The organism is Luteitalea sp. (assembly GCF_044337415.1).
Classification (GTDB): Bacteria; Acidobacteriota; Vicinamibacteria; order Vicinamibacterales; family Vicinamibacteraceae; genus Luteitalea.
Map to the genome: position 1 here is coordinate 1 of NZ_JBIINP010000072.1, position 19,724 is coordinate 19,724.

Annotated in this window: 16 protein-coding genes; 13 read left to right on the top strand and 3 right to left on the bottom strand. The window is 69.8% G+C overall.

Features of this window, described 5'->3' with window-relative positions:
* The 9 genes from ACIRDX_RS12335 to ACIRDX_RS12375 all read left to right on the top strand — a co-directional run.
* A partial coding sequence (locus tag ACIRDX_RS12335) for a saccharopine dehydrogenase family protein (protein ID WP_396625732.1) occupies positions 1–824 on the top strand: 824 nt, incomplete at its 5' end.
* Positions 825–1,002: 178 nt separating this feature from the next.
* Complete coding sequence (locus tag ACIRDX_RS12340) at positions 1,003–2,247, top strand: efflux RND transporter periplasmic adaptor subunit (RefSeq protein ID WP_396625733.1); 1,245 nt, start codon at positions 1,003–1,005, stop codon at positions 2,245–2,247.
* 64 nt (positions 2,248–2,311) lie between these two features.
* On the top strand, positions 2,312–2,974 hold the full coding sequence (locus ACIRDX_RS12345; RefSeq protein ID WP_396625734.1) for an ABC transporter ATP-binding protein: 663 nt from the start codon (positions 2,312–2,314) through the stop codon (positions 2,972–2,974).
* A 136-nt stretch (positions 2,975–3,110) separates the two neighbouring features.
* Positions 3,111–4,352 carry an ABC transporter permease gene (locus ACIRDX_RS12350; protein ID WP_396625735.1) on the top strand — a complete coding sequence of 414 codons (1,242 nt, stop codon included), beginning with the start codon at positions 3,111–3,113 and terminating at the stop codon, positions 4,350–4,352.
* A 3-nt stretch (positions 4,353–4,355) separates the two neighbouring features.
* Positions 4,356–5,669 (top strand): ABC transporter permease, encoded by a 1,314-nt coding sequence (locus tag ACIRDX_RS12355; RefSeq protein ID WP_396625736.1) that lies wholly within the window; start codon positions 4,356–4,358, stop codon positions 5,667–5,669.
* A 115-nt stretch (positions 5,670–5,784) separates the two neighbouring features.
* Entirely contained in the window at positions 5,785–7,197 is a 1,413-nt protein-coding gene (locus ACIRDX_RS12360) for a sigma-54-dependent transcriptional regulator (RefSeq protein ID WP_396625737.1), read from the top strand.
* A gap of 60 nt (positions 7,198–7,257) precedes the next feature.
* Positions 7,258–8,562 carry a sensor histidine kinase gene (locus ACIRDX_RS12365; RefSeq protein WP_396625738.1) on the top strand — a complete coding sequence of 435 codons (1,305 nt, stop codon included), beginning with the start codon at positions 7,258–7,260 and terminating at the stop codon, positions 8,560–8,562.
* Positions 8,563–8,650: 88 nt separating this feature from the next.
* Entirely contained in the window at positions 8,651–9,079 is a 429-nt protein-coding gene (locus tag ACIRDX_RS12370; RefSeq protein WP_396625739.1) for a VOC family protein, read from the top strand.
* A 28-nt stretch (positions 9,080–9,107) separates the two neighbouring features.
* Positions 9,108–9,488 (top strand): MmcQ/YjbR family DNA-binding protein, encoded by a 381-nt coding sequence (locus ACIRDX_RS12375; RefSeq protein WP_396625740.1) that lies wholly within the window; start codon positions 9,108–9,110, stop codon positions 9,486–9,488.
* On the opposite strand, the gene ACIRDX_RS12380 is transcribed toward ACIRDX_RS12375, so the two are convergent.
* Positions 9,436–9,768 (bottom strand): DMT family transporter, encoded by a 333-nt coding sequence (locus tag ACIRDX_RS12380; RefSeq protein ID WP_396625741.1) that lies wholly within the window; start codon positions 9,766–9,768, stop codon positions 9,436–9,438. The genes ACIRDX_RS12375 and ACIRDX_RS12380 overlap by 53 nt on opposite strands.
* Positions 9,769–9,966: 198 nt before the next feature.
* Positions 9,967–13,596 carry a PAS domain S-box protein gene (locus tag ACIRDX_RS12385; protein WP_396625742.1) on the bottom strand — a complete coding sequence of 1,210 codons (3,630 nt, stop codon included), beginning with the start codon at positions 13,594–13,596 and terminating at the stop codon, positions 9,967–9,969.
* A gap of 182 nt (positions 13,597–13,778) precedes the next feature.
* Between ACIRDX_RS12385 and uxaC the strand changes: the two genes are divergently transcribed.
* Entirely contained in the window at positions 13,779–15,176 is a 1,398-nt protein-coding gene (gene uxaC, locus ACIRDX_RS12390; RefSeq protein WP_396625743.1) for a glucuronate isomerase, read from the top strand.
* A gap of 81 nt (positions 15,177–15,257) precedes the next feature.
* On the opposite strand, the gene ACIRDX_RS12395 is transcribed toward uxaC, so the two are convergent.
* Entirely contained in the window at positions 15,258–16,499 is a 1,242-nt protein-coding gene (locus ACIRDX_RS12395; protein ID WP_396625744.1) for a hypothetical protein, read from the bottom strand.
* A gap of 121 nt (positions 16,500–16,620) precedes the next feature.
* Between ACIRDX_RS12395 and ACIRDX_RS12400 the strand changes: the two genes are divergently transcribed.
* The 3 genes from ACIRDX_RS12400 (at position 16,621) to ACIRDX_RS12410 (ending at position 19,687) form a co-directional block, all read left to right on the top strand.
* The gene (locus ACIRDX_RS12400) at positions 16,621–16,866 is read left to right on the top strand and encodes a hypothetical protein (RefSeq protein WP_396625745.1); all 246 of its coding nucleotides are present in this window, start codon (positions 16,621–16,623) and stop codon (positions 16,864–16,866) included.
* A 157-nt stretch (positions 16,867–17,023) separates the two neighbouring features.
* Positions 17,024–18,898, top strand: coding sequence for a M1 family metallopeptidase (locus ACIRDX_RS12405; protein ID WP_396625746.1), 1,875 nt, complete (start codon positions 17,024–17,026; stop codon positions 18,896–18,898).
* A gap of 42 nt (positions 18,899–18,940) precedes the next feature.
* Positions 18,941–19,687 (top strand): exodeoxyribonuclease III, encoded by a 747-nt coding sequence (locus ACIRDX_RS12410; protein WP_396625747.1) that lies wholly within the window; start codon positions 18,941–18,943, stop codon positions 19,685–19,687.
* The last annotated feature ends 37 nt before the right edge of the window (positions 19,688–19,724 follow it).

The window sequence follows — 19,724 nt, forward strand, 5'->3', positions numbered from 1 at the left end:
AGGACCCTCGCGGCGACAGCGCGACGGCGCAGGCCTCGGGAGCGGTCGTCGTGTACGACTGCGGCGTCGCGCCCGGCCTGAGCCACGCCCTCGTGGGGCATGGCGCACGGGGCCTGACCCGCGTCACCAGTGCCGTGATCGACGTCGGCGGCCTGCCGGTGGACCCGCAGCCGCCGTTCTTCTACAAGGCCCCGTTCGCGCCCGGCGACGTGATCGAGGAATACACGCGGCCCGCGCGCCTCGTGCGCGGCGGGCGTCCCCTCACGCTGCCTGCCCTCAGCGAAGCCGTGACCGTCGACGTGCCGGGAGTCGGGCCGCTCGAGGCCTTCAACACGGATGGCCTGCGCAGCCTCGTCGACACGGTCGCCGCCGACGCGATGGTCGAACGCACCCTGCGCTATCCGGGGCACCTCGCGGCCATGCGCGTGCTCGCCGACTCTGGCTTCTTCGCCACGGAGCCGCGCCTCGTCCGTGGCCAGACGATCGCGCCGCGCGCACTCGCCGAGGCGGTGCTCTTCCCGCAGTGGCAGTACGCGCCGGGCGAGCGTGACCTCACGGTGCTGCGCGTGGACGTCGAGGGCGACGGCCCCGACGGCCCGGTGGCGTTCCGCTGGACGATGGTCGACCGGCCGGGGCCGGACAGCCCGTTGAGCAGCATGGCCCGCACCACCGGCATGCCCGCCGCCATCGTCGCCCGCTGGCTGGGCGAAGGCCGCGTGGCGGCACCAGGCGTGCACCCGCCCGAGCGCCTCGGCCTCGACGGCCACGCCCCCGCGCTGCTCGACGCCCTCGCCGCCCGGGGTATCCACGTCACGGCAGGATAGGGACGGCTTGTACCTTGTGCCTTGTGCCTTGTGCCTTGTCATGAGGAATGAGGCATGACGCATGAGGCATGAACTGTCCGCTTCCGAACACCCCTTCGTCCGGGCCTGAACGGTCCGTCCGCCGGATCCGCGGAATATCGAACGATATTCAGGCACGCCGGTTGCTCTTGAAGGAGGCGTGGATCGCCCCATCGAGACTTCCGTTCGCAGGCGCGCCCAGCTGAGGCGCTGGCTCCCGGTCACCGCCGTCCTGGTGGTCCTGGCGTCGGCCCTGGCGTGGGGCACCGACCTCCTCCGCCCCTCGGTGCGCCGCGATCGCGTCCGCACGGCGCGCGTCGAGAGCGGCCCGCTCGAGGCCTCGCTCACGGCCTCGGGCACCGTGGTGCCGGCCGTCGAGCACGTCATCTCGAGCCCGATCGACGCCCGCGTGCTCGCGGTGCTCCGGCGCGTCGGCGACACGCTGAAGGCCGGCGACCCCATCGTGCGGCTCGACACGAGCGACTCCGAGCTCGAGGCCGAGAAGCTGCGCCAGAGCATCGCCCTGAAGGGCAACGAGCAGGCGCGGATGCGCCTCACCCTCGAGTCGCAGCTCATCGAGCTCGACGGCCAGATCAAGTCCAAGGACCTCGAGCTGCAGGCCCTGAAGGCAGCCCTGGCGAGCAACCAGTCGCTGGCCAAGGACGGCCTCGTGTCGCAGGACGTCCTCCGCGAGGCCGAGCTCAAGGCCGCGCAGGCCGCGGTCGACCTCGCGCGCCTCAAGCAGAGCCGCATCAACGCCGAGACCACCAACCGCGCGCAGCTCGACGGCCTGTCGCTGGAGATGCAGTCGCTGCGCGCCGAGGATGCGCAGCAGCGGCGGCTGCTCGACCTCACCACCACCAAGAGCGACCGCGACGGTGTGCTCACGTTCGTGCAGGAAGACGAGGGCGCGCTGGTCCGCAAGGGCGACGTCGTGGCGCGCGTCGCCGACCTCAGCGTGTTCCGCGTCGAGGCCACCACATCCGACGTCAACGCCTCGCGCATCCGCGTCGGCCAGCCGGTGCGCGTGCGCCTCGACGAACTGGTCACCGACGGCCGCGTGAGCGTCGTCGAGCCGCAGATGCAGAACGGCGCGCTGCGCTTCCAGGTGGCCCTCGACGATCCCGACGCCGCCTGGCTGCGCTCGAACCTGCGCGTCGACGTGCAGGTCGTGACCGACCGCAAGGCCCAGGTGCTGCGCGTGGCGCGCGGCCCCTTCGCGCAGGGCGGCGGCGCGCAGCAGGTGTTCGTGCTGCGCAACGGCCGCGCCTTCCGCACGCCGGTCCGCCTGGGCGTCTCGAACTTCGACTGGTTCGAAGTCGTCGACGGGTTGTCCGCCGGCGACGAAATCATCGCCTCCGACATGCGCGAGTACGAGTACGCACCGGAGTTGCGCATCAAGTAGCGGGTACCGGGTACCGGGTACCGGGTACGGTCTGCCGACTGCCGACTGCCGAAACGAGCCAACAATGATCCACCTCGAACAGATCCAGAAGGTGTACCGGACCGACCGCATCGAGACGGTCGCGCTGGCCGACATCAACCTCCGCATCGACCAGGGCGAGTTCGTGTCGATCATGGGCCCCTCGGGCTGCGGCAAGAGCACGTTGCTGAACCTGATGGGGCTGCTCGACGAGCCGAGCGACGGGCAGATCACGCTGAACGACAAGCGCGTCGAGTCGTATCGCGACAAGGACCTGGCGCGGATGCGCAATCGCGACATCGGCTTCATCTTCCAGACCTTCCACCTGATCCCCGACCTGAAGGTCGTGGACAACGTGGAACTGCCGCTGCTCTATCGCCCCGGCAGCGGCAAGCAGCGTCGCGAGCTGGCACTCGAGGCGCTCGACCGCGTCGGCCTGAGCTCGCGCGTCAACCACTTCCCCTCCCAGCTCTCGGGCGGGCAGCAGCAGCGTGTCGCCATCGCGCGCGCCATCGTCGGCAAGCCGATCGTGCTGCTGGCCGACGAGCCGACGGGCAACCTCGACTCCGCGATGGGCGACGAGGTCATGGGCATCCTCGAGACGCTCAACCGCGACGGCACCACGATCGTGATGGTCACGCACGACCCGCAGAAGGCGGAGCAGACGCACCGCATCGTGCGGCTCTTCGACGGGCGACAGGTGCAGTGAGCGCGGCGAAGCCCGCGCTCACGGGTCGGGCCGGCTCTTCGAGCCGGCCGTGATCGGGTACCGGGTACCGGGTATCGGGTACCGACAAGCGTTGAACGAAGGCCGACGGCCGGATGACGAAGGCCGAGAGACGATCATGCTGAAGAACTACCTCACCCTCGCCTGGAAGGTCCTGCAGCGCCGCAAGGTGTTCACGGCGATCAGCCTGTTCGGCACCAGCTTCACGCTCGTGGTGCTGACCGTGGCGGTCGCGCTGTTCGACCATGCCCTGTCGCCGATGCCGCCCGAAGTGAACCTGTCGCGCACCCTGGTGATGCGGCGCGCCCGCATGCAGGGCGACGGCAACACGTGGCAGAGCCCGCCGGGCTATCGCCTGGTGCACGACTACGCGCGCAACCTGCCGGGCGTGGAGCGCATGACGGTCCAGACGGACGGGTCGGTGGCGACCTCGTTCGTGCAGGGCCGCAAGATCGAGTCGTCGCTGAAGCACACCGACGCGGAGTTCTGGCAGGTCTACCAGTTCACGTTCCTCGAGGGCAGCGCGTACGGCGCCGCCGATGTGTCGTCGGCCCGCCTGGTGGTCGTGATCAACGAGACGAGCCGCAAGCGCTTCTTCGGCGACCGGCCCGCCGTCGGGCAGTACCTGGACGCCGACGGGCAGCGCTTCCAGGTGATCGGCGTGGTGAAGGACGTGCCGTCGCTGCGCACACCCTCGGCCGACCTCTACGCGCCGCTCACGACGCAGAAGTCCAAAGGATGGGAGGAGGAGTACCTCGGCGACTACACGCCGGCGTTCCTGCTCGCGCCCAACGCGCGCGCCGAGGACGTCCGGGCCGAGTTCGTCTCGCGCCTCGGCACGTGGAAGCCGCCAGCGAACTCGAACTGGAAGACCCTCTCGGCGACGCTGGAGACCCCCTTCGAGAGCACGGGACGCAACATGTACCCGGGGAACACGGACTTCACGCGCACCTACGGCGGGTTCCTCCGCATGGTGCTGGCCGGTGCAGCGCTGCTGTTCATGGCCCTGCCGGCCATCAACCTGGTCAACCTGAACGTGAGCCGGATCATGGAACGGGCCTCCGAGATCGGCGTGCGCAAGGCCTTCGGCGCGTCGAGCCGCACACTGGTCGTGCAGTTCGTCGTCGAGAACCTGGCGCTGACCATGATCGGCGGCCTGCTCGGGTTCCTGTTCGCGGGATTCGTGCTGCGGGCGATCAACCAGAGTGGCCTGATTCCCTACGCCGACATGTCGCTCAACCCCCGCATCTTCCTGTGGGGCGTCGGGCTATCGGTGGTGTTCGGCCTGCTGTCCGGTGTTTATCCCGCGTGGCGCATGTCGCGCGTCCACCCTGTCGTCGCGCTGAAGGGAACGAGGTAAGCCATGGCCCTGCACCTGCTGAAGCTGATCTGGAACCGCAAGCGCGCCAATTTCCTGATCGTCACCGAGATCCTGCTCTCGTTCCTCGTGCTCGCGGCCGTGACCACGGTGGCCGTGCACTACTGGCGCAACTACCAGGCGCCGCTCGGATTCTCGTACGAACGGATCTGGGACATCGTCGTGCGCGTGCCGCGCGGCATCGACGCGACGCCCGAGGTCGAGCGCGAGCGGCTCGCACGCTTCGCGCGCCTGATGGACGCCGTGCGACAGGCGCCCGAGGTGGAGAGCGCCAGCCACGTGCTGATGCCCTCGTTCCGCAGCTGGGAGTGGAACAGCGAGGTCACGCTGCCCGACGGCACGGAGGTGTCGTTCAACGGCAACAGCGCCGGCGACGAACTCGCAGCCACGCTGTCGATTCCCGTGGTGCACGGGCGCTGGTTCTCGCGCGAGGACTCCGGGCAGAACTGGGATGCGGTCGTGATCAACGCGGCAATGGCGCGCGCGATCTTCGGCACGGAGCAGGCGGCGGGCAAGATGATGCCGCGGGGCGACACGAGCGCGCCGCGCCCAGACCAGGGGCCGGCGCGGCCGCAGCGCGTCGTGGGCGTGCTCCAGGACTACCGGCAGTTCGGCGAGTACTCGACCCCGGGCAACTACATGTTCGAGCGCAACGACATCGTGTCGGCCTCGCAGGCCCCGGCCGCCAGTGCCGCGGGCACGAACGGGCAGCCGGCGGCCGCAGACGGCAAGCCGGCGGACGCACGCGTCGAGGCGCAGTTGCCGGCAGCCATCGTGCTGCGGCTGCGCCCCGGCGTGGACGCGCAGTTCGAGGAACGCCTCGTGAAGAACCTGCAGTCCGTCGCACCGGACTGGGGCTTCACGATGAAGCCGGTCGAGGACGTGCGCAGCGAGTACCTGCGCAGCAACTACCTGACGCCGCTCGCCATCATGGGCATGGTGGCGGGCTTCCTGCTCCTGATGGTCGCGCTCGGCCTGAGCGGCGTGCTCTGGCAGAACGTGACCCAGCGCATTCGCGAACTCGGGCTACGGCGCGCCAAGGGCGCCGACCGCGCGCGCATCAAGCTGCAGATCTTCATGGAGCTCGCCCTGATGACGGGCATCGCCATCGGCCTCGGTGCGATCATCCTGGCCCAGTTGCCGATGTTCGGCTGGCTGGGCCCGGTCCCGCCGGGCATCTATGCGGCAAGCCTCGTGCTCGCGGCGGCACTGCTCTTCGTGCTCACCTCGTTCTGCGGCTGGTACCCGAGCCTGCTGGCCACGCGCATCCCGCCGGCCGAAGCATTACGCTACGAGTAGCGTCGGGTAGCTCCCGGTAGGGCGCGGTCTCCGACCGCGCCGTTGTGGATGGCGGCCGCGTGGGACACGCGGCCCTACCTCACGTGGCATCGCAGCATCGCAGCATTCCCCGACAATGGCCATGCCCTCTTCCGCGAGAACCGACACGGCGCCCATCCTGATCGCCGACGACGATGACGCCGTGCGGGCGTCGCTGGCGCTGCTGCTCAAGCAGGCCGGCTACCGCACGCACGCCGTCGGTACCGCGGATGCGGCCGTCGAGTGGCTCTCGGCACACGCGTGCAGCCTGGTGCTGCAGGACATGAACTTCTCGCGCCGCACCTCGGGCGACGAGGGGCTCGACCTGCTGCGACGGGTCCGCGAGGCGCACCCGTTGCTGCCGGTGGTCCTCGTGACCGCGTGGGGGTCCATCTCGCTGGCCGTCGAGGGCATGCGACTGGGCGCGGCGGACTTCGTGACCAAGCCGTGGAGCAACCCGGCGCTGCTGCAGACGGTGCAGACCGCACTGCGCCTGGCCGGATCGGTCCGCGGCCAGGAGACAACACCCGTCTCGCGCGAGGACCTCGACGCCAGCTACGACTTCGACGCCATCGTCACCGCCGACGCGCGGATGCTGAAGCTGCTGCAGTTGGTGGGGCGCGTGTCGGCCACCGATGCGTCCGTGCTGATCACCGGCGAGAGCGGCACCGGCAAGGAGCTCATCGCCGACGCGCTGCACCGCAACAGCCACCGCCGGCGCAAGCCGTTCGTGAAGGTCAACCTCGGCGGGATCTCGGCGTCGCTGTTCGAGAGCGAGATGTTCGGTCACGTGCGCGGCGCCTTCACCGACGCGCGTCACGACCGGCAAGGGCGCTTCGATCTGGCCGATGGCGGCACGATCTTCCTCGACGAGATCGGCGACCTCGACGCATCGTCACAGGTGAAACTGCTGCGGGTGCTGCAGGACCGCACGTACGAGGTCCTCGGGTCCAGCCAGCAGCGCAGCGTCGACGTGCGCGTGGTCGCGGCCACCAACCGCGCGCTCCCCGAGATGGTGAAGCGCGGCGAGTTCCGCGAGGACCTGCTCTACCGTATCAACCTGATCACCGTGCATCTGCCCGCGCTCCGCGAGCGGCCCGGTGATATCCCGCTGCTCGCGCAGCGGTTCGTGCAAGCGCTCGCGCAGCATCAGGGACGCGAATCGCTCACCATCAGCCCCGCCGCCGGGAAGTGGCTGCAGGCCCTCCCGTGGCCGGGCAACATCCGACAGCTCAAGCAGTGGATCGAGCGCGCTGCGCTCGTGACTCCTGGACAGGTGCTCGACGTGGACGACTTCCGTGCGACCTCGGAGATGGAAGGGGCCAGCCCGACGGCCGCGCAGGACGCCCTGCCGCCCGTCGGCAGCATGACGATGGAGGAGATCGAGCGGGCGATGATCCTGAAGTCGCTGCGGCACCATGGGGGCAACGTCAGCCGCGTCGCCGAGTCGCTCGGCTTCAGCCGCGCCGCGTTGTATCGTCGCCTGGAGAAGCATGGCATCTCCGTGTAGGGCGACGGTCCGTCGGCGACGGGCTGCAGCCGGCACGCGCAGGCCTTCCGGTTTCCCTTCGTGACGCTCCGGCGCCTTTTCTACGCGTACCTCCTCGTACTGCACGGCGTCGCCGCCGTGCTGGCGTGGCACCTTGCGCGCGGGTCCGTGTGGGGCCTGCTCGCACTGGAAGCGGGCCTTGTCGTGTCGGCAGGCGTGGGCGCGTGGCTCGTCGACCGCCTCCTGCGGGCACATGCGCTGGTGCGCGAGAGCGCCCAGTTGCTCGAGGAGAGCGACTACACCACCCGCTTCCTGCCGACCGGGCAGATCGAGATCGATCGGCTCATCGAGATCTACAACCGCATGGCCGATGCGCTCAGGGCCGAGCGCGTGCGGGTGCGCGAGCAGCACCACTTCCTGCAAAGCCTGCTCGACGTGTCACCGTCGGGCGCGGTGATCCTCGACCACGACGCCCGCGTCGACTTCGTGAACCCTGCGGCGGCGCGTCTGCTCGGCCCCGACGTCCGACCTGGACTGCCGGCGCACACCGAGGGATCGGTGCTCCACGACGTGATCGACGCGGTGGCCAGCGTGCCCTCCGCGCTGGTGACGCTGCCGGGCGGACGACGCGCCAAGGCGAGCCGCGGCACGTTCATGGACCGCGGGTTCAGCCGCACGTTCCTGCTGATCGAGGAGATGACCGAGGAACTGCGGCAGGCCGAGAAGGCCGCGTACGAGAAGCTGATCCGGATGCTGTCGCACGAGGTGAACAACTCGGTGGCCGCGTCCAACTCGCTGCTCGGCTCCTGCCTGGTGCTCGCCGAGCAGTTGCCCGGCGAGGCGCGCACGGACCTCGAGGGCGCCCTGCACGTGGTGATGAACCGCACCTCGCAGCTCGGTGCCTTCATGAAGGCCTTCGCCGACGTCGTCCGCCTGCCCGAGCCCAGGCTGGCCCCGTGCGACCTGCACGACCTGCTCACCCATCTCCGGCGGTTGATGGCCGCCGAGGCCGACCGCCGCCGCATCGCGATCGTGATGGAGCTCGCGCCGGTGCCCTCCGTCGACCTGGACCGCACGCTGATGGAGCAGGCCCTCGTCAACATCCTCAAGAACGCCATCGAGGCCGTGGACCACGACGGCAAGGTGGTGATTCGTACCGGGGTGTCGGGCGCCCAGCCGTTCCTGCAGGTCGAGGACACCGGCCCCGGGCTCGCGCCCGAGGTGCGCGCGCACCTGTTCACGCCGTTCTTCAGCACCAAGGAGTCGGGTCAGGGCATCGGGCTCACCCTGGTGCAGGAGATCCTCACGCGCCACGGGCTGGCCTTCACACTCGACGGGCCAGACGGCGGCCCCACGCGCTTCACGATCTGGTTCGGGCCGCGGTGACCTGGCCGACGGCACCGATGACTTCCTGATGTCGTCTCCGTCTCTGTCGGCATGAGCGCGCACGTCGCGCGCCGAAGGAATCGAGTCCATGTCCCTCACGTCCGTGAATCCCTACCTCCACTTCAGTGGCAACGCGGCCCAGGCCATCGCCCTGTACGTCGACGCCCTGGGCGCCACCGTCGAGTTCCTGCAGCACTACAAGGACGTCCCCGGAGGGCAGTTCACGGCCGAACAGGGGGAGCAGGTCATGCACGCGACGCTGAAGATCGGCGACTCGCAGTTGATGATCAGCGACGCCTACCCGGGCCTGCAGGTCGGTCCGGGCACGAACATGAACGTGATCCTCAACTACACGGACACCTCCATCGTCGAGGCCCAGTTCGTGACGCTCGCCGAGGGCGGCCGGGTGGAGACGCCGCTGCAGGACACCTTCTGGGGCGCGCGCTTCGGCCAGCTGGTCGACCGTTTCGGCATCAGCTGGATGTTCAACGCCTCACTGGCGGCCGCCGACAAGTAGCCTGCCGCCTGCTGCCCGTCGACCTGCCGTGACCGCCGACGACATCCGCGCCGTGCTGCTCGCCCTCGAGGGCGTCGAGGAGGGCGCCCACATGGGCCACCCCGACTTCCGCCTGGGCGGGCGCGTGTTCGCGGGATTGCTGGCCGACGAGCAGGTCGCCTCGGTGAACCTGACGCCCGACGCGCAGGCGGCCCTGGTGGCCGAGGCCTCAGACACGTTCGCCCCGGCAGCAGGCGCGTGGGGCCGCCAGGGCTGGACCCGCATCACGCTGGCCGGCGCCCCGGTCGCGGCGGTGCGCGGCGCCCTGGTGCTGGCCTGGGAGTTGGCACGACAGCGCCCACCGGCACGAGCCGCCGCTACGAGGCGCCAGCCGAGGCCCAGCGCAGGCCGACGACGCCTGCGAGGATGACGGTCATCCAGAACAGTCGGGCCAACGTCGCCGGCTCACCGAACGCGATGATCCCGACTGACGCCACCAGCGTGATGCCGGTGACCGACCAGATCGTGTAGGCAACACTGAGATCGATGTCGCGGAAGGCGACCGCCAGGATGCTGAGGCTGGCGGCATAGCAGGCGAACATCAGCGCCGACGGCATTGGGTGCGTGAGGCCGTGCGACAGCTTCAGGCAGGTGGCGCCAGCCACGTCGAGCACGATCCCGAGGGCCAGCAACAGCGAGGTCCGTCCCACGTCGTGTGTCCGAGACCAGCGTGCATGTCTCGTGCGACGCTCGCGTGCTCGCCGGGAAAACTCTGCTCGACGGACCTGCGACCCGGGTGTCGTGCCGGTTCCACGGGCGTCGCGCCGACGTCATGACCAGGTCACGGACGCGTCCCCCAACCAGGCCGGTCGCCGGCGCATCGCCGTTGACGCGCCGCCGCGTCGGCGTCAGCGCGCGCCGCGGCCGTCGAGCACGGCGCGCACCCTGGCCGCGAGCGCCGCCGGCGTGAACGGCTTCTGCAGGAATGCGTCGGTGGCGGTCTCCACGCCGTGACGCACCACGGCGTCGTCGTTGTAGCCGCTCATGAACAGCACGCGCAGGCCGGGGTACGCGGCGCGGAGGGTGTCGGCGAGCTGGCCGCCGCCCATCCCCGGCATCACGACATCGGTGATGAGCAGGCGGACCCGTTCGCCGAGGCCCTCCGCGATGCGCAGGGCCTCGGTGGGCGACGAGGCCGCATGCACCTCGTAGCCGTGCGCCTCGAGTGCCGACATCGTGAACTGGCGCACCGAGGGCTCGTCCTCGACGATCAGCACGACCTCGTGGCCGCGTGGCGACACTCCGCCCGCCCTGGCGCCCGCCTCGCCCACCGGGCCATCGAGCGCGGGCAGGAACACGTGGAACGAGGTGCCCCGGCCGACGCCGCTGTCGACCCGGATCGTCCCGCCGGCCTGTCGCACGATGCCGTACACGGTCGCCAGCCCGAGGCCCGTGCCCTTGCCCAGGCCCTTCGTGGTGAAGAACGGCTCGAAGATGTGCGACTGCACCGCTTCCGACATGCCCTCTCCGGTGTCGCTCACGGTGAGCCGCACGTAGGGTCCGGCGGGCACCTCGGACAGCTCGTCCGCCGAGGTGGTCAGCGTGGCGTCGGCCGTGGTGATGCGCAGGCGGCCGCCGCGCGGCATGGCATCGCGGGCGTTGACGGCCAGGTTCATCAGCACCTGCTCCAACTGCCCCGGGTCGATGCGCACGTGGGCGCGGCTCGCGCCGAGCTCCGTCTCCAGGGTGATGTCCTCGCCGATCAGGCGTCGGAGCATGCGCGACGAGCCGTCGGCCACGACGTTGAGGTCGAGGACGCGCGGCTCCACCATGGCCTTGCGACCGAAGGCGAGGAGCTGGGCCGTGAGGCCGGCGGCGCGATCACCCGCGTCACGGATGGCCGCCAGCGGCTCGCGCACGCTCTCGGTGAGGTGCGGTGCGCCGAGGAGCAGTGCCGCATACCCGTTGATGACGGTGAGCAGGTTGTTGAAGTCGTGCGCGATGCCCCCGGCCAGCTGGCCGATGGCCTCGATCTTCTGCGACTGCCGCACCTGTTCCTGGAGCCGTCGCTCCTCGGTGATGTCGCGCACGAAGCCGTACATCGCCTGTCGATCGGCCAGGAGAATGGAGTTCCAGGAGAACCACCGGTACGTGCCCTCCCTGGTCCTGTAGCGATTCTCGAAGCCGCTCACCGAACCGTCGCTCATCATGCGCTCGGCCGCGTGGATGGTGGCGGCCACGTCGTCGGGATGCACGAACTCCAGCGCCGGGCGTGAGCACAGTTCCTCGGCGGTCCAGCCGAGGCGCGCCGTCCACGCGGGGTTCACCTGGTGCAGGTACCCGTCGAAGCCCCCGACGCACATCGGATCGGGCGAGTTCTCCCAGAGGTAGTCGCGCTCCCACTGCGCCCGCTTCCGGTCGCTGATGTCGGTCGAGATCCCGCAGATGGCGTAGGGCGTGCCGTCTTCGCGGAACAGCGGGAACTGGACCGACAGGTACGTGGCCTCGCGATCGAGCAACGTCGCAACTTCCTCGAACTGCGACGGCACGAGGGTCTCGCGCACCCGGCGGTCGTTGACCTCGAACTGATCGGCGAGCTCCGGGGGCAGCAGTTCGTGCGCCGTGCGCCCCTCCCAGCGGTCCGCCGGGATGCCGGAGATCTCCGCCATGTGCCGGTTGACGAAGATGTAGCGCCGTTGCATGTCCTTCAGGTAGACCACGGTGGGCGAGGCGTCGAGCACGCTGCGGAATCGCTGCTCGCTGGCCCGCAGCGCCTCCTCGCCCAGCGCGCGCTCGATGGCGACGCGGGCCAGGTAGGCCGCCCCGGACCCCGCGCCATGCATGCGCCGCTCGTGAGCGTCGTCGCCATCCAGCGTGTCGGCCAGCATCACGCGTGCGTTCGGGTCGATCCCGTGGGCCTGGCGCCAGTACACGCCGAAGGTCGCGAGCACGGTACCGGCCGGCACGCCGGGCACGTTGCCGCTCGCCAGAATCGGGACCGACAGGCTCGACAGCAGGCCATGCGCCAGCGGCAGGTCCTTGTAGTCGCCCCACACCGGGTCGGTGGCGATGTCCGGCGCCTCGACGATGCGCCGCAGCGACGCCGCGGCGCCGCAGGTGCCGTTGCTCGGGCCGATGGGCGCGCCGTTGGCGGCCAGCGCGAAGTCGGGCGGCAGGTGGGGCGCCGCGCCGAGGCGGAGCCGGCCGTCGCGGTCCACCAACAGCACCGAGCAAAGCGCGCCTGGAAGCTGCTCCTCGATGCCCGCGGCGATCTCGGCGAGCACATCCTCGAGGCGCCGCCCCGCGGCGATCATCTCGAGCACGCGGCTGTGTCGCCTCAGGAGCGCCTCGGTGTGCTTCCGCTCCGTGATGTCCTGGTCGGTCCCGTCCACGCGGATCACGCGTCCGGCGGCATCGCGGATGACCTGGCCACGGCTGTCGAGCCACACCACCGTGCCGTCGGGCCTCAGGATGCGGAGGTCGTCGGCGAATCCGTCCGCGCCGGCCTTGATCTCCTCCATCCGCTCTGCCGCGCGCGCCCGATCGTCGGGGTGGACCGCGGCCATGAAGGCGGCGACGCCCGGTTGCACGTCGGGTCCGAACTGGAAGAGCTCGTGAATGGCCCTGGACCACCAGACCTTGCCCGTCGCCGGTTCCCACGACCAGCTCCCGAGGCGCGCGGCGTGCTGCGCCCGATCGAGCCGGGCCTCGCTCTCCCGCAGCGCCTCGAGCGCAACGCGGCGTTCCGTGATGTCGAAGTTGATGCCCGTGAGCCGGGTCGGCACGCCCTGCTCGTTGCGCCACACCTTGCCGACACCGAGCAGCCAGCGCAGCCCGCGCTCAGGGTGGGAGACCCTGAACTCCGCACGGAACTCCGGGGCTTGTCCCCTCAGCGCGGCCGTGATCGCGGCTTCGGCCTGCGGCACGTCCTCGGGATGGACCGCGTGCTTCCAGACCTCGTAGCTGACCTCGCGCTGCGGATCGACGCCGAACAGGCGGTAGTTCTCTGGCGACCACTTGACCTGCTGTGCCTCGATGTCCCAGTGCCAGACACCGGCCTCGGCAGCAGCGAGCGCAAGCCGGAGCACCTCGCTCTCGAGTTCACGCGCACGCTCGGCTCGGCGGCGAGCGGAGATGTCGCTCACCACGCGCAGCACGCCAGCAACGGTGCCGTCCGGACGGCGCAGGGGGCGGACGCGCGTGTCGACCCACACGCGGCTGCCGTCCTTGCGGTAGTCCTCCTGTTCGCCCTCCGACGCCGTGCCCGCCACCGCGGCCGCCTGCTGCGCCGCGACCGGCGGCCGTGCGTGTGGCGGGAAGCGCTCGAGGAGCGGGCGGCCCACCATCTCCTCCGCCGTCCAGCCGAACAGGCGCGTCGCCGCCTCGTTCCAGAAGGTGACGGTGCCCTCGGCGTCGGTGAAGACGACCGCGTCGTGGACCGCGTCGCCCAGGAGTTCGAACAGTGCTGCCGTCGACTGCTGCATGAGGCCGGCCGTGGTGGGACGTGATGCAGATCCTTGCGGGGGTTCGTGGCTCATCGGCGTCCGCCTGCCGGAGTATAGGCCCGTCACGGTGCAAGTGCTGACCTGCCTAGTCGTTAAGCACTAGACGTTCGGCGTTCAAGCTCACCTGTATGCGCCTGCGGCGCGCGGCGAGTTCGGCGTTCGGCGTTGAGCGTTACGCGTTAAGCGTTAAGCGTTAAGCGTTAAGCTGTGCAGCCATGCTGCACCCGCATCGCTACTTCGATCCGGATCCTGCCACGCGGAAGATCGCGCTCGACCTCTACACCCGCGTCGAGACGCTCCCGCTCGTGTGCCCCCACGGCCACGTCGACCCGAAGCTGCTCGCCACCAACGAGCCGTTCCCCGACCCGTCGACGCTGCTGATCGTGCCGGACCACTACGTGACGCGCATGCTCTACTCGCAGGGCATCCGCCTCGAGCAGTTGGGCATCCCGAGCCTCGACGGCACGCCCGTCGAGACCGCCCCCCGCCGCATCTGGCAGTTGTTCGCCGATCACTTCCACCTGTATCGCGGCACGCCGACCGGCGCCTGGCTGAAGCACGAGTTCGAGGGCGTGTTCGGCATCACCGAGACGCTCGGCAGCGCCAACGCGATGGCGGTGTACGACCAGATCGAGGCCTGCCTGCGGCGGCCGGAGTTCCTGCCACGCGCGATGTACGAGCGCTTCAACATCGCCGTGCTCTGCACCACCGACGCGGCCGGCGACTCGCTCGAGTGGCACAAGGCCATGCGCGACGAGGGCTGGGGCAACGTCAAGCCGACGTTCCGGCCCGACATCGCGGTCACGCTGTCGCACCCGTCGTGGAAGGCCGAGATCGACCGCATCGGCGCGCTGACCGGCGAGTCGATGACCACCTACGCTTCGTTCATCAAGGGACTCGAGGCACGGCGCGCCTTCTTCAAGCAGATGGGCGCCACCGCCACCGACCACGCCGTGGTCGTGCCGTACACCGAGCGGATCGATGACGCGGCCGCCGAGGCCCTGTACGCGAAGGCGCTGGCCGGGACGGCGACGATGGCCGATTCGACGCAGTTCGGCGCGCACATGCTGATGGAGCTCGCGCGCATGAGCGTGGAGGATGGCCTGGTGATGCAGTTGCACCCGGGCAGCTTCCGCAACCACAACACGCGTGTCTTCGAGCGCTTCGGCGCCGATCGCGGCTGCGACATCCCGCTGGCCACCGAGTACACGCGCAACCTGCACGCGCTGCTCAACGCCTATGGCAATGAGCCGGGCTTCACGTTGGTGCTGTTCACGCTCGACGAGACGGCCTACAGCCGCGAGCTCGCGCCGCTGGCCGGCCACTACCCCGCCGTCGTCCTTGGCCCGCCCTGGTGGTTCCACGACAGCATCGAGGGCATGCTGCGCTTCCGGCACATGGCCACCGAGACGGCCGGCTTCTACAACACGGCCGGCTTCAACGACGACACGCGCGCCTTCCCGTCGATCCCGGCCCGGCACGACGTCGCCCGTCGCGTCGACGCGACGTTCCTCGCGCAGCTCGTGACACGGCACGTGATCGACGAAGCCGACGCCCACGCGGTCATCGTCGACCTGAGCCAGAGCCTCGTGAAGAAGGTCTACAGGCTCTGACCAGGGTGACACGCGCGGGCCACCACCCTGCCGGCGGGCGCACGAGCGGGCGCGTGAGCCAGGGACTGCCCGACGCCGGCGTCAGAAGATGGGGTGGACGTTGACGAACAGGGCCAGGCACAACGTGTAGAAGGCCGCCCCGAGGCCCAGTGCCAGCATGCGGTAAGCGGGCTGCTCGATCGTGCCCAGCAGGATGGGAATCGGAAACAGCACGGTCGTGTAGCGGCCAAGGCCCTCGTACTGCCCCGACGACAGGGGCAGCGCCAGGTTGGCCAACATGAACAGGGCATACGCGGTGCCCAGGCGCCACCAGACAACGGGAACCGCAAGGATCGCCACCAACGCGGCGAGACCATTGAGGGTGTCGTACGGCGCCATCGGTTCGTGCACGAGGTAGTGATAGGGCTGCGTCACAAGACGCGTCATGAGCGTCTGCAGGGAGTCCCAGGGCAGCCCGCCGGGGTGGTACTCCCAGCGTCGGATGCTGTCCATCCACTCGAGCGGGTTGCCGCTCAGCGCATGGCAGTACAGCGAGTAGGCCACCAGGCCGGCGGGGACCATCGCCAGCGCCGCCGCCGGACGCCAGAGACGGGGCTCGGCCTTGACGTGCGCCCAGGCAATCCAGAGCAGCGCCGGCGCCATCATGATCCCGTTGACACGCGTGATGCAGGCCAGCGAGGCCGCCACCCCACCGAGGGCCCACCGACGCGTACGGAATCCGTAGAAGGCAGCCAGAGCGAGGAGCAGGAACGTGCTCTCGGCGTACACCACCCCGAAGAAGAAGGCGAAGGGGTGCAAGAGCGCGAACACGACCGACCGCTCGGCCGCGCCATCGTCGACGTCGAGTCGCGCCAGACGATACAGCAGCAACATCGCCCCCGCACACGAGAGCCACGACACGAGGATGCCGCCGAAGTAGTAGTCGGACGGCTTGCCGCCAAGCGCCACGCCTGCCGCTCGCATGGCCATCGGATAGACCGGGAAGAACGCCAGGTTATTGCGGCCCCCCTCCACCCACGCGTAGCCGGTGCGGGCGATGCCGTGATACCAGCCGGAGTCGTACCGGGCGAAGTTGTCCCAGAAGGCGTGCTTGTGCCGGTACACGCCGAACCCCTGATCCTGATGCTGTGGGAGCGTCACCTGCGCGAAAAACGCGAGCACGGCGGTCGCCAGGCGGATGGCGACCACGATCGCGACCAACCGCACCACCGGGCCGGCGGCGAGCCGACGCATCGACGCGAGCGACGACGTGTGCGACACGGCCTCAGGGGGCGCGGACGTGAGCGCCGGGTCGTCCCACGCGGGAAGGGGGCGGGACTCCATGTGAAAAATCGACGAAAAAATCGAGGGCAAAGTATGGCTCAGTTCGCCGCCCCTTGTCACGACCCTCACGGGGCTCGGACCCGGGTGAGCCCACGTGGACGGGTTGTGCTAAGTCTGGATCATGGCAACGACGCGCAAGGACCCCGGGCTGGCTGCTGTGCTCAGCCTGGTCGTGCCGGGAGTCGGCCAGATCTACAACGGCGACTTCCTCCGCGGCATCTTCTGGCTCATCGTCACGCCGGGGTTCTGGCTAGGCACCGGCGGACTGTTCGGGTGGGTCTGCCACGTGATCGCCGCCTGGACGGCCCATCGCCGTGCGTACTGGCACAACGGCCGCCGGACGCCGGCGGGCGCTGCCTTCACGTAGAAGGGCGCTGGAAAACTCCGCCCTGTAGTTCAGAATTCAGAGTTCTGAATGGAGACGGCGCCGATCTTCAAGGGAATCGCAGCCCCTCCATTCTGAGTTCTGAACTCTGCACGTGGTTGCTGGCTTTTTCAGCAAACTGATAGAGGGGACCGCCCCCATGACCATGCGCTCAGCCCTCACCGCACTGCTCCTGCTGGCCGCGACGGCCTGCTCCCGGGAGCCCGCCAGGTCGCCCATGCCCCCTGCCCCGACCGTGCCCGACATCCACTCGTTCGCGCGCCCGGCCGAGGCGCGCGTGACGCACGTGGCCCTCGACCTGCAGGCAGACTTCACCGCCCGCGTCCTGCGCGGCACGGCCACCCTCTCGCTGGCCCGCGCCGCCGGCGCGAAGGAGGTCGTGCTCGACACCCGCGGACTGAAGGTGCGCGGGGTGACCGACGAGGCCGGGCAGCCGCTCACGCACCGCCTCGAGCCCGAGGTGACGTACCTCGGGCAGGCCCTCGTTGTGACGCTCCCGCCGCAGGGCGACCGCGTGACCGTGCAGTACGAGACCAGCCCGGATGCCGCCGCGCTGCAGTGGCTCACGCCGGCCCAGACGGCCGGGAAGGTGCACCCGTACCTGTACTCGCAGGGCCAGGCGATCCTCACCCGCACGTGGATCCCGACGCAGGACAGTCCGGGCATCCGCCAGACCTACGAGGCCACGATCAGGGCGCCACGCCCGCTGCGCGTGGTGATGTCGGCCGAGATGACCACGCCCGATGGCGTCGAGGCCGCCGACGGCCACCGCGCCTTCCGCTTCCGGATGGACCAGCCGGTGCCGCCGTACCTGATCGCGATCGCAGCAGGCGACATCGCCTTCCGCTCGCTGGGCCCGCGCACGGGTGTCTACACGGAGCCGGCCGTGCTCGACAGCGCGGCGCACGAGCTCGTGGACCTCGAGAAGATGGTGGCGGCGGCCGAGTCGCTCGGCGGCCCGTATCAGTGGGGGCGCTACGACGTGCTGGTGCTGCCGCCGTCCTTCCCCTTCGGCGGCATGGAGAACCCGCGCCTCACCTTCGCGACGCCGACCATCCTCGCCGGTGACCGCTCCCTCGTGTCGTTGCTCGCGCACGAACTCGCGCACTCGTGGTCGGGCAACCTGGTGACCAACGCGACGTGGGGCGACTTCTGGCTCAACGAGGGCGTGACGACCTACTTCGAGAACCGGATCATGGAGGCGCTCTACGGCAAGGACCGGGCGCTGATGCTCGCCGCGCTCGGCCGCGCGGAAGTGCTGCGCGACATGAAGGACATGCCGCCCGCCGACACGGCACTCGTGCTCGATCTCGCCAACCGCGACCCCGACGAGGGCATGAACCAGGTGGCGTACGAGAAGGGCGCGGCCCTGCTGCACACGATCGAGCAGGCCGTCGGACGCGATCGCTTCGACCCGTGGCTGCGCGGCTACTTCAACAGGCACGCGTTCACGTCGATCACGTCACAGGAGTTCGCCACCGATCTCCGGCAGGAGCTGATTCGTGGCGACGCGGCGCTCGAGGCCAGGATCGCGCTGCCATCGTGGCTCGAACAGCCAGGCATGCCGGCCGTCGCGGCCGTGCCGCAGTCGCCCGCCTTCACGCAGGTCGACGCGCAGGTGGCCCGCTTCACCGGCGGCAGTGCCGCCTCGGCCCTGGAGGTCGGCGGCTGGACCACGCAGCAGTGGCAGCACTTCCTCGAGGCGCTGCGGACCACACCGCTCTCCCCGGCGCGGTTGCGCGATCTCGACGCCACGTTCGGCCTCGGCGCCTCTGGCAACAGCGAGGTGCTGTTCGGATGGCTGCGGATCGCCGTGGCGCGCCAGTACGATCCGGCCCTGCCCGCGCTCGAGCACTTCCTCACGGCCCAGGGACGCCGCAAGTTCCTGCGGCCGCTCTACGACGACCTGATGCAGTCGCCCTGGGGCCAGCCGCACGCGCGGCGCATCTACGCCGCTGCGCGCCCCGGCTACCACACCGTCGCCGCCCAGACGATCGACGGGATCGTCAAGTGAGGGCAGTCGGGAGTCGGCAGTCGGCAGTCGAGTCATAGCCTGATGAAGATCGCCACCTGGAACGTGAACGGCATCCGCGCGCGCGGCGCGCAGGTCGAGCAGTGGCTCGACGCCGAGCGACCTGACGTGCTGTGCCTGCAGGAGATCAAGGCCTCGCCCGAGCAGGTGCCGATGATGCTGGCGGCCCGCGACGACTACTGGACGTGCTGGCACGGGTCCGGTGGCTACTCGGGCGTGGCAGTGCTCGTGCACCGGGATCTCGCTGGCGCCGAGTGCAGCGCGACGCACCCCGCCTTCGACTTCGAGCACCGCGTCGCCAGCGTGACGCGCCACGGACTCGAGGTGCTGAGCGTCTACGTGCCCAACGGCGGCAAGGACTTCGCCGCGAAGATGCAGTTCCTGCAGGACCTCGGCAACTACGTCGCCGAGGCGCATCGCGACGGCCGGCGTCTCGTGCTCTGTGGCGACCTCAACGTCGCGCTGACGGACCTCGACCTGCACCCCAAGGAACGCAAACCCGGCGCGATCGGCCAGCGCCCCGACGAGCGCGCGCTGCTGCAGCGCGTGATCGACCTCGGCCTGACCGACGTCCACCGCACCCTGCATCCCGACGATGAGGGCCTGTTCACGTGGTGGGCGCCGTGGCGCAGCCTGAGGCAGCGCAACATCGGATGGCGCATCGACTACGTGCTCGCCACCGCCTCGCTCGGCGCCACGGCGACCAGCGCCGTCTGCCAGCGCGAGTTCGGCACGAGTGACCACGCGCCATTGGTGGTGGAGTTCAGCTGATTCTTGTAATTCCGCGATGCCGGGAATGCCGGGAATG

Bases quoted from the DNA above. Each gene is read 5' to 3' on its own strand.
- ACIRDX_RS12350 (WP_396625735.1), top strand. From the start codon at position 3,111: ATGCTGAAGAACTACCTCACCCTCGCCTGGAAGGTCCTGCAGCGCCGC.
- ACIRDX_RS12360 (WP_396625737.1), top strand. From the start codon at position 5,785: ATGGCCATGCCCTCTTCCGCGAGAACCGACACGGCGCCCATCCTGATC.
- ACIRDX_RS12410 (WP_396625747.1), top strand. From the start codon at position 18,941: ATGAAGATCGCCACCTGGAACGTGAACGGCATCCGCGCGCGCGGCGCG.
- uxaC (WP_396625743.1), top strand. From the start codon at position 13,779: ATGCTGCACCCGCATCGCTACTTCGATCCGGATCCTGCCACGCGGAAG.
- ACIRDX_RS12400 (WP_396625745.1), top strand. From the start codon at position 16,621: ATGGCAACGACGCGCAAGGACCCCGGGCTGGCTGCTGTGCTCAGCCTG.
- ACIRDX_RS12355 (WP_396625736.1), top strand. From the start codon at position 4,356: ATGGCCCTGCACCTGCTGAAGCTGATCTGGAACCGCAAGCGCGCCAAT.
- ACIRDX_RS12370 (WP_396625739.1), top strand. From the start codon at position 8,651: ATGTCCCTCACGTCCGTGAATCCCTACCTCCACTTCAGTGGCAACGCG.
- ACIRDX_RS12385 (WP_396625742.1), bottom strand. From the start codon at position 13,596: ATGAGCCACGAACCCCCGCAAGGATCTGCATCACGTCCCACCACGGCC.
- ACIRDX_RS12345 (WP_396625734.1), top strand. From the start codon at position 2,312: ATGATCCACCTCGAACAGATCCAGAAGGTGTACCGGACCGACCGCATC.
- ACIRDX_RS12405 (WP_396625746.1), top strand. From the start codon at position 17,024: ATGACCATGCGCTCAGCCCTCACCGCACTGCTCCTGCTGGCCGCGACG.
- ACIRDX_RS12395 (WP_396625744.1), bottom strand. From the start codon at position 16,499: ATGGAGTCCCGCCCCCTTCCCGCGTGGGACGACCCGGCGCTCACGTCC.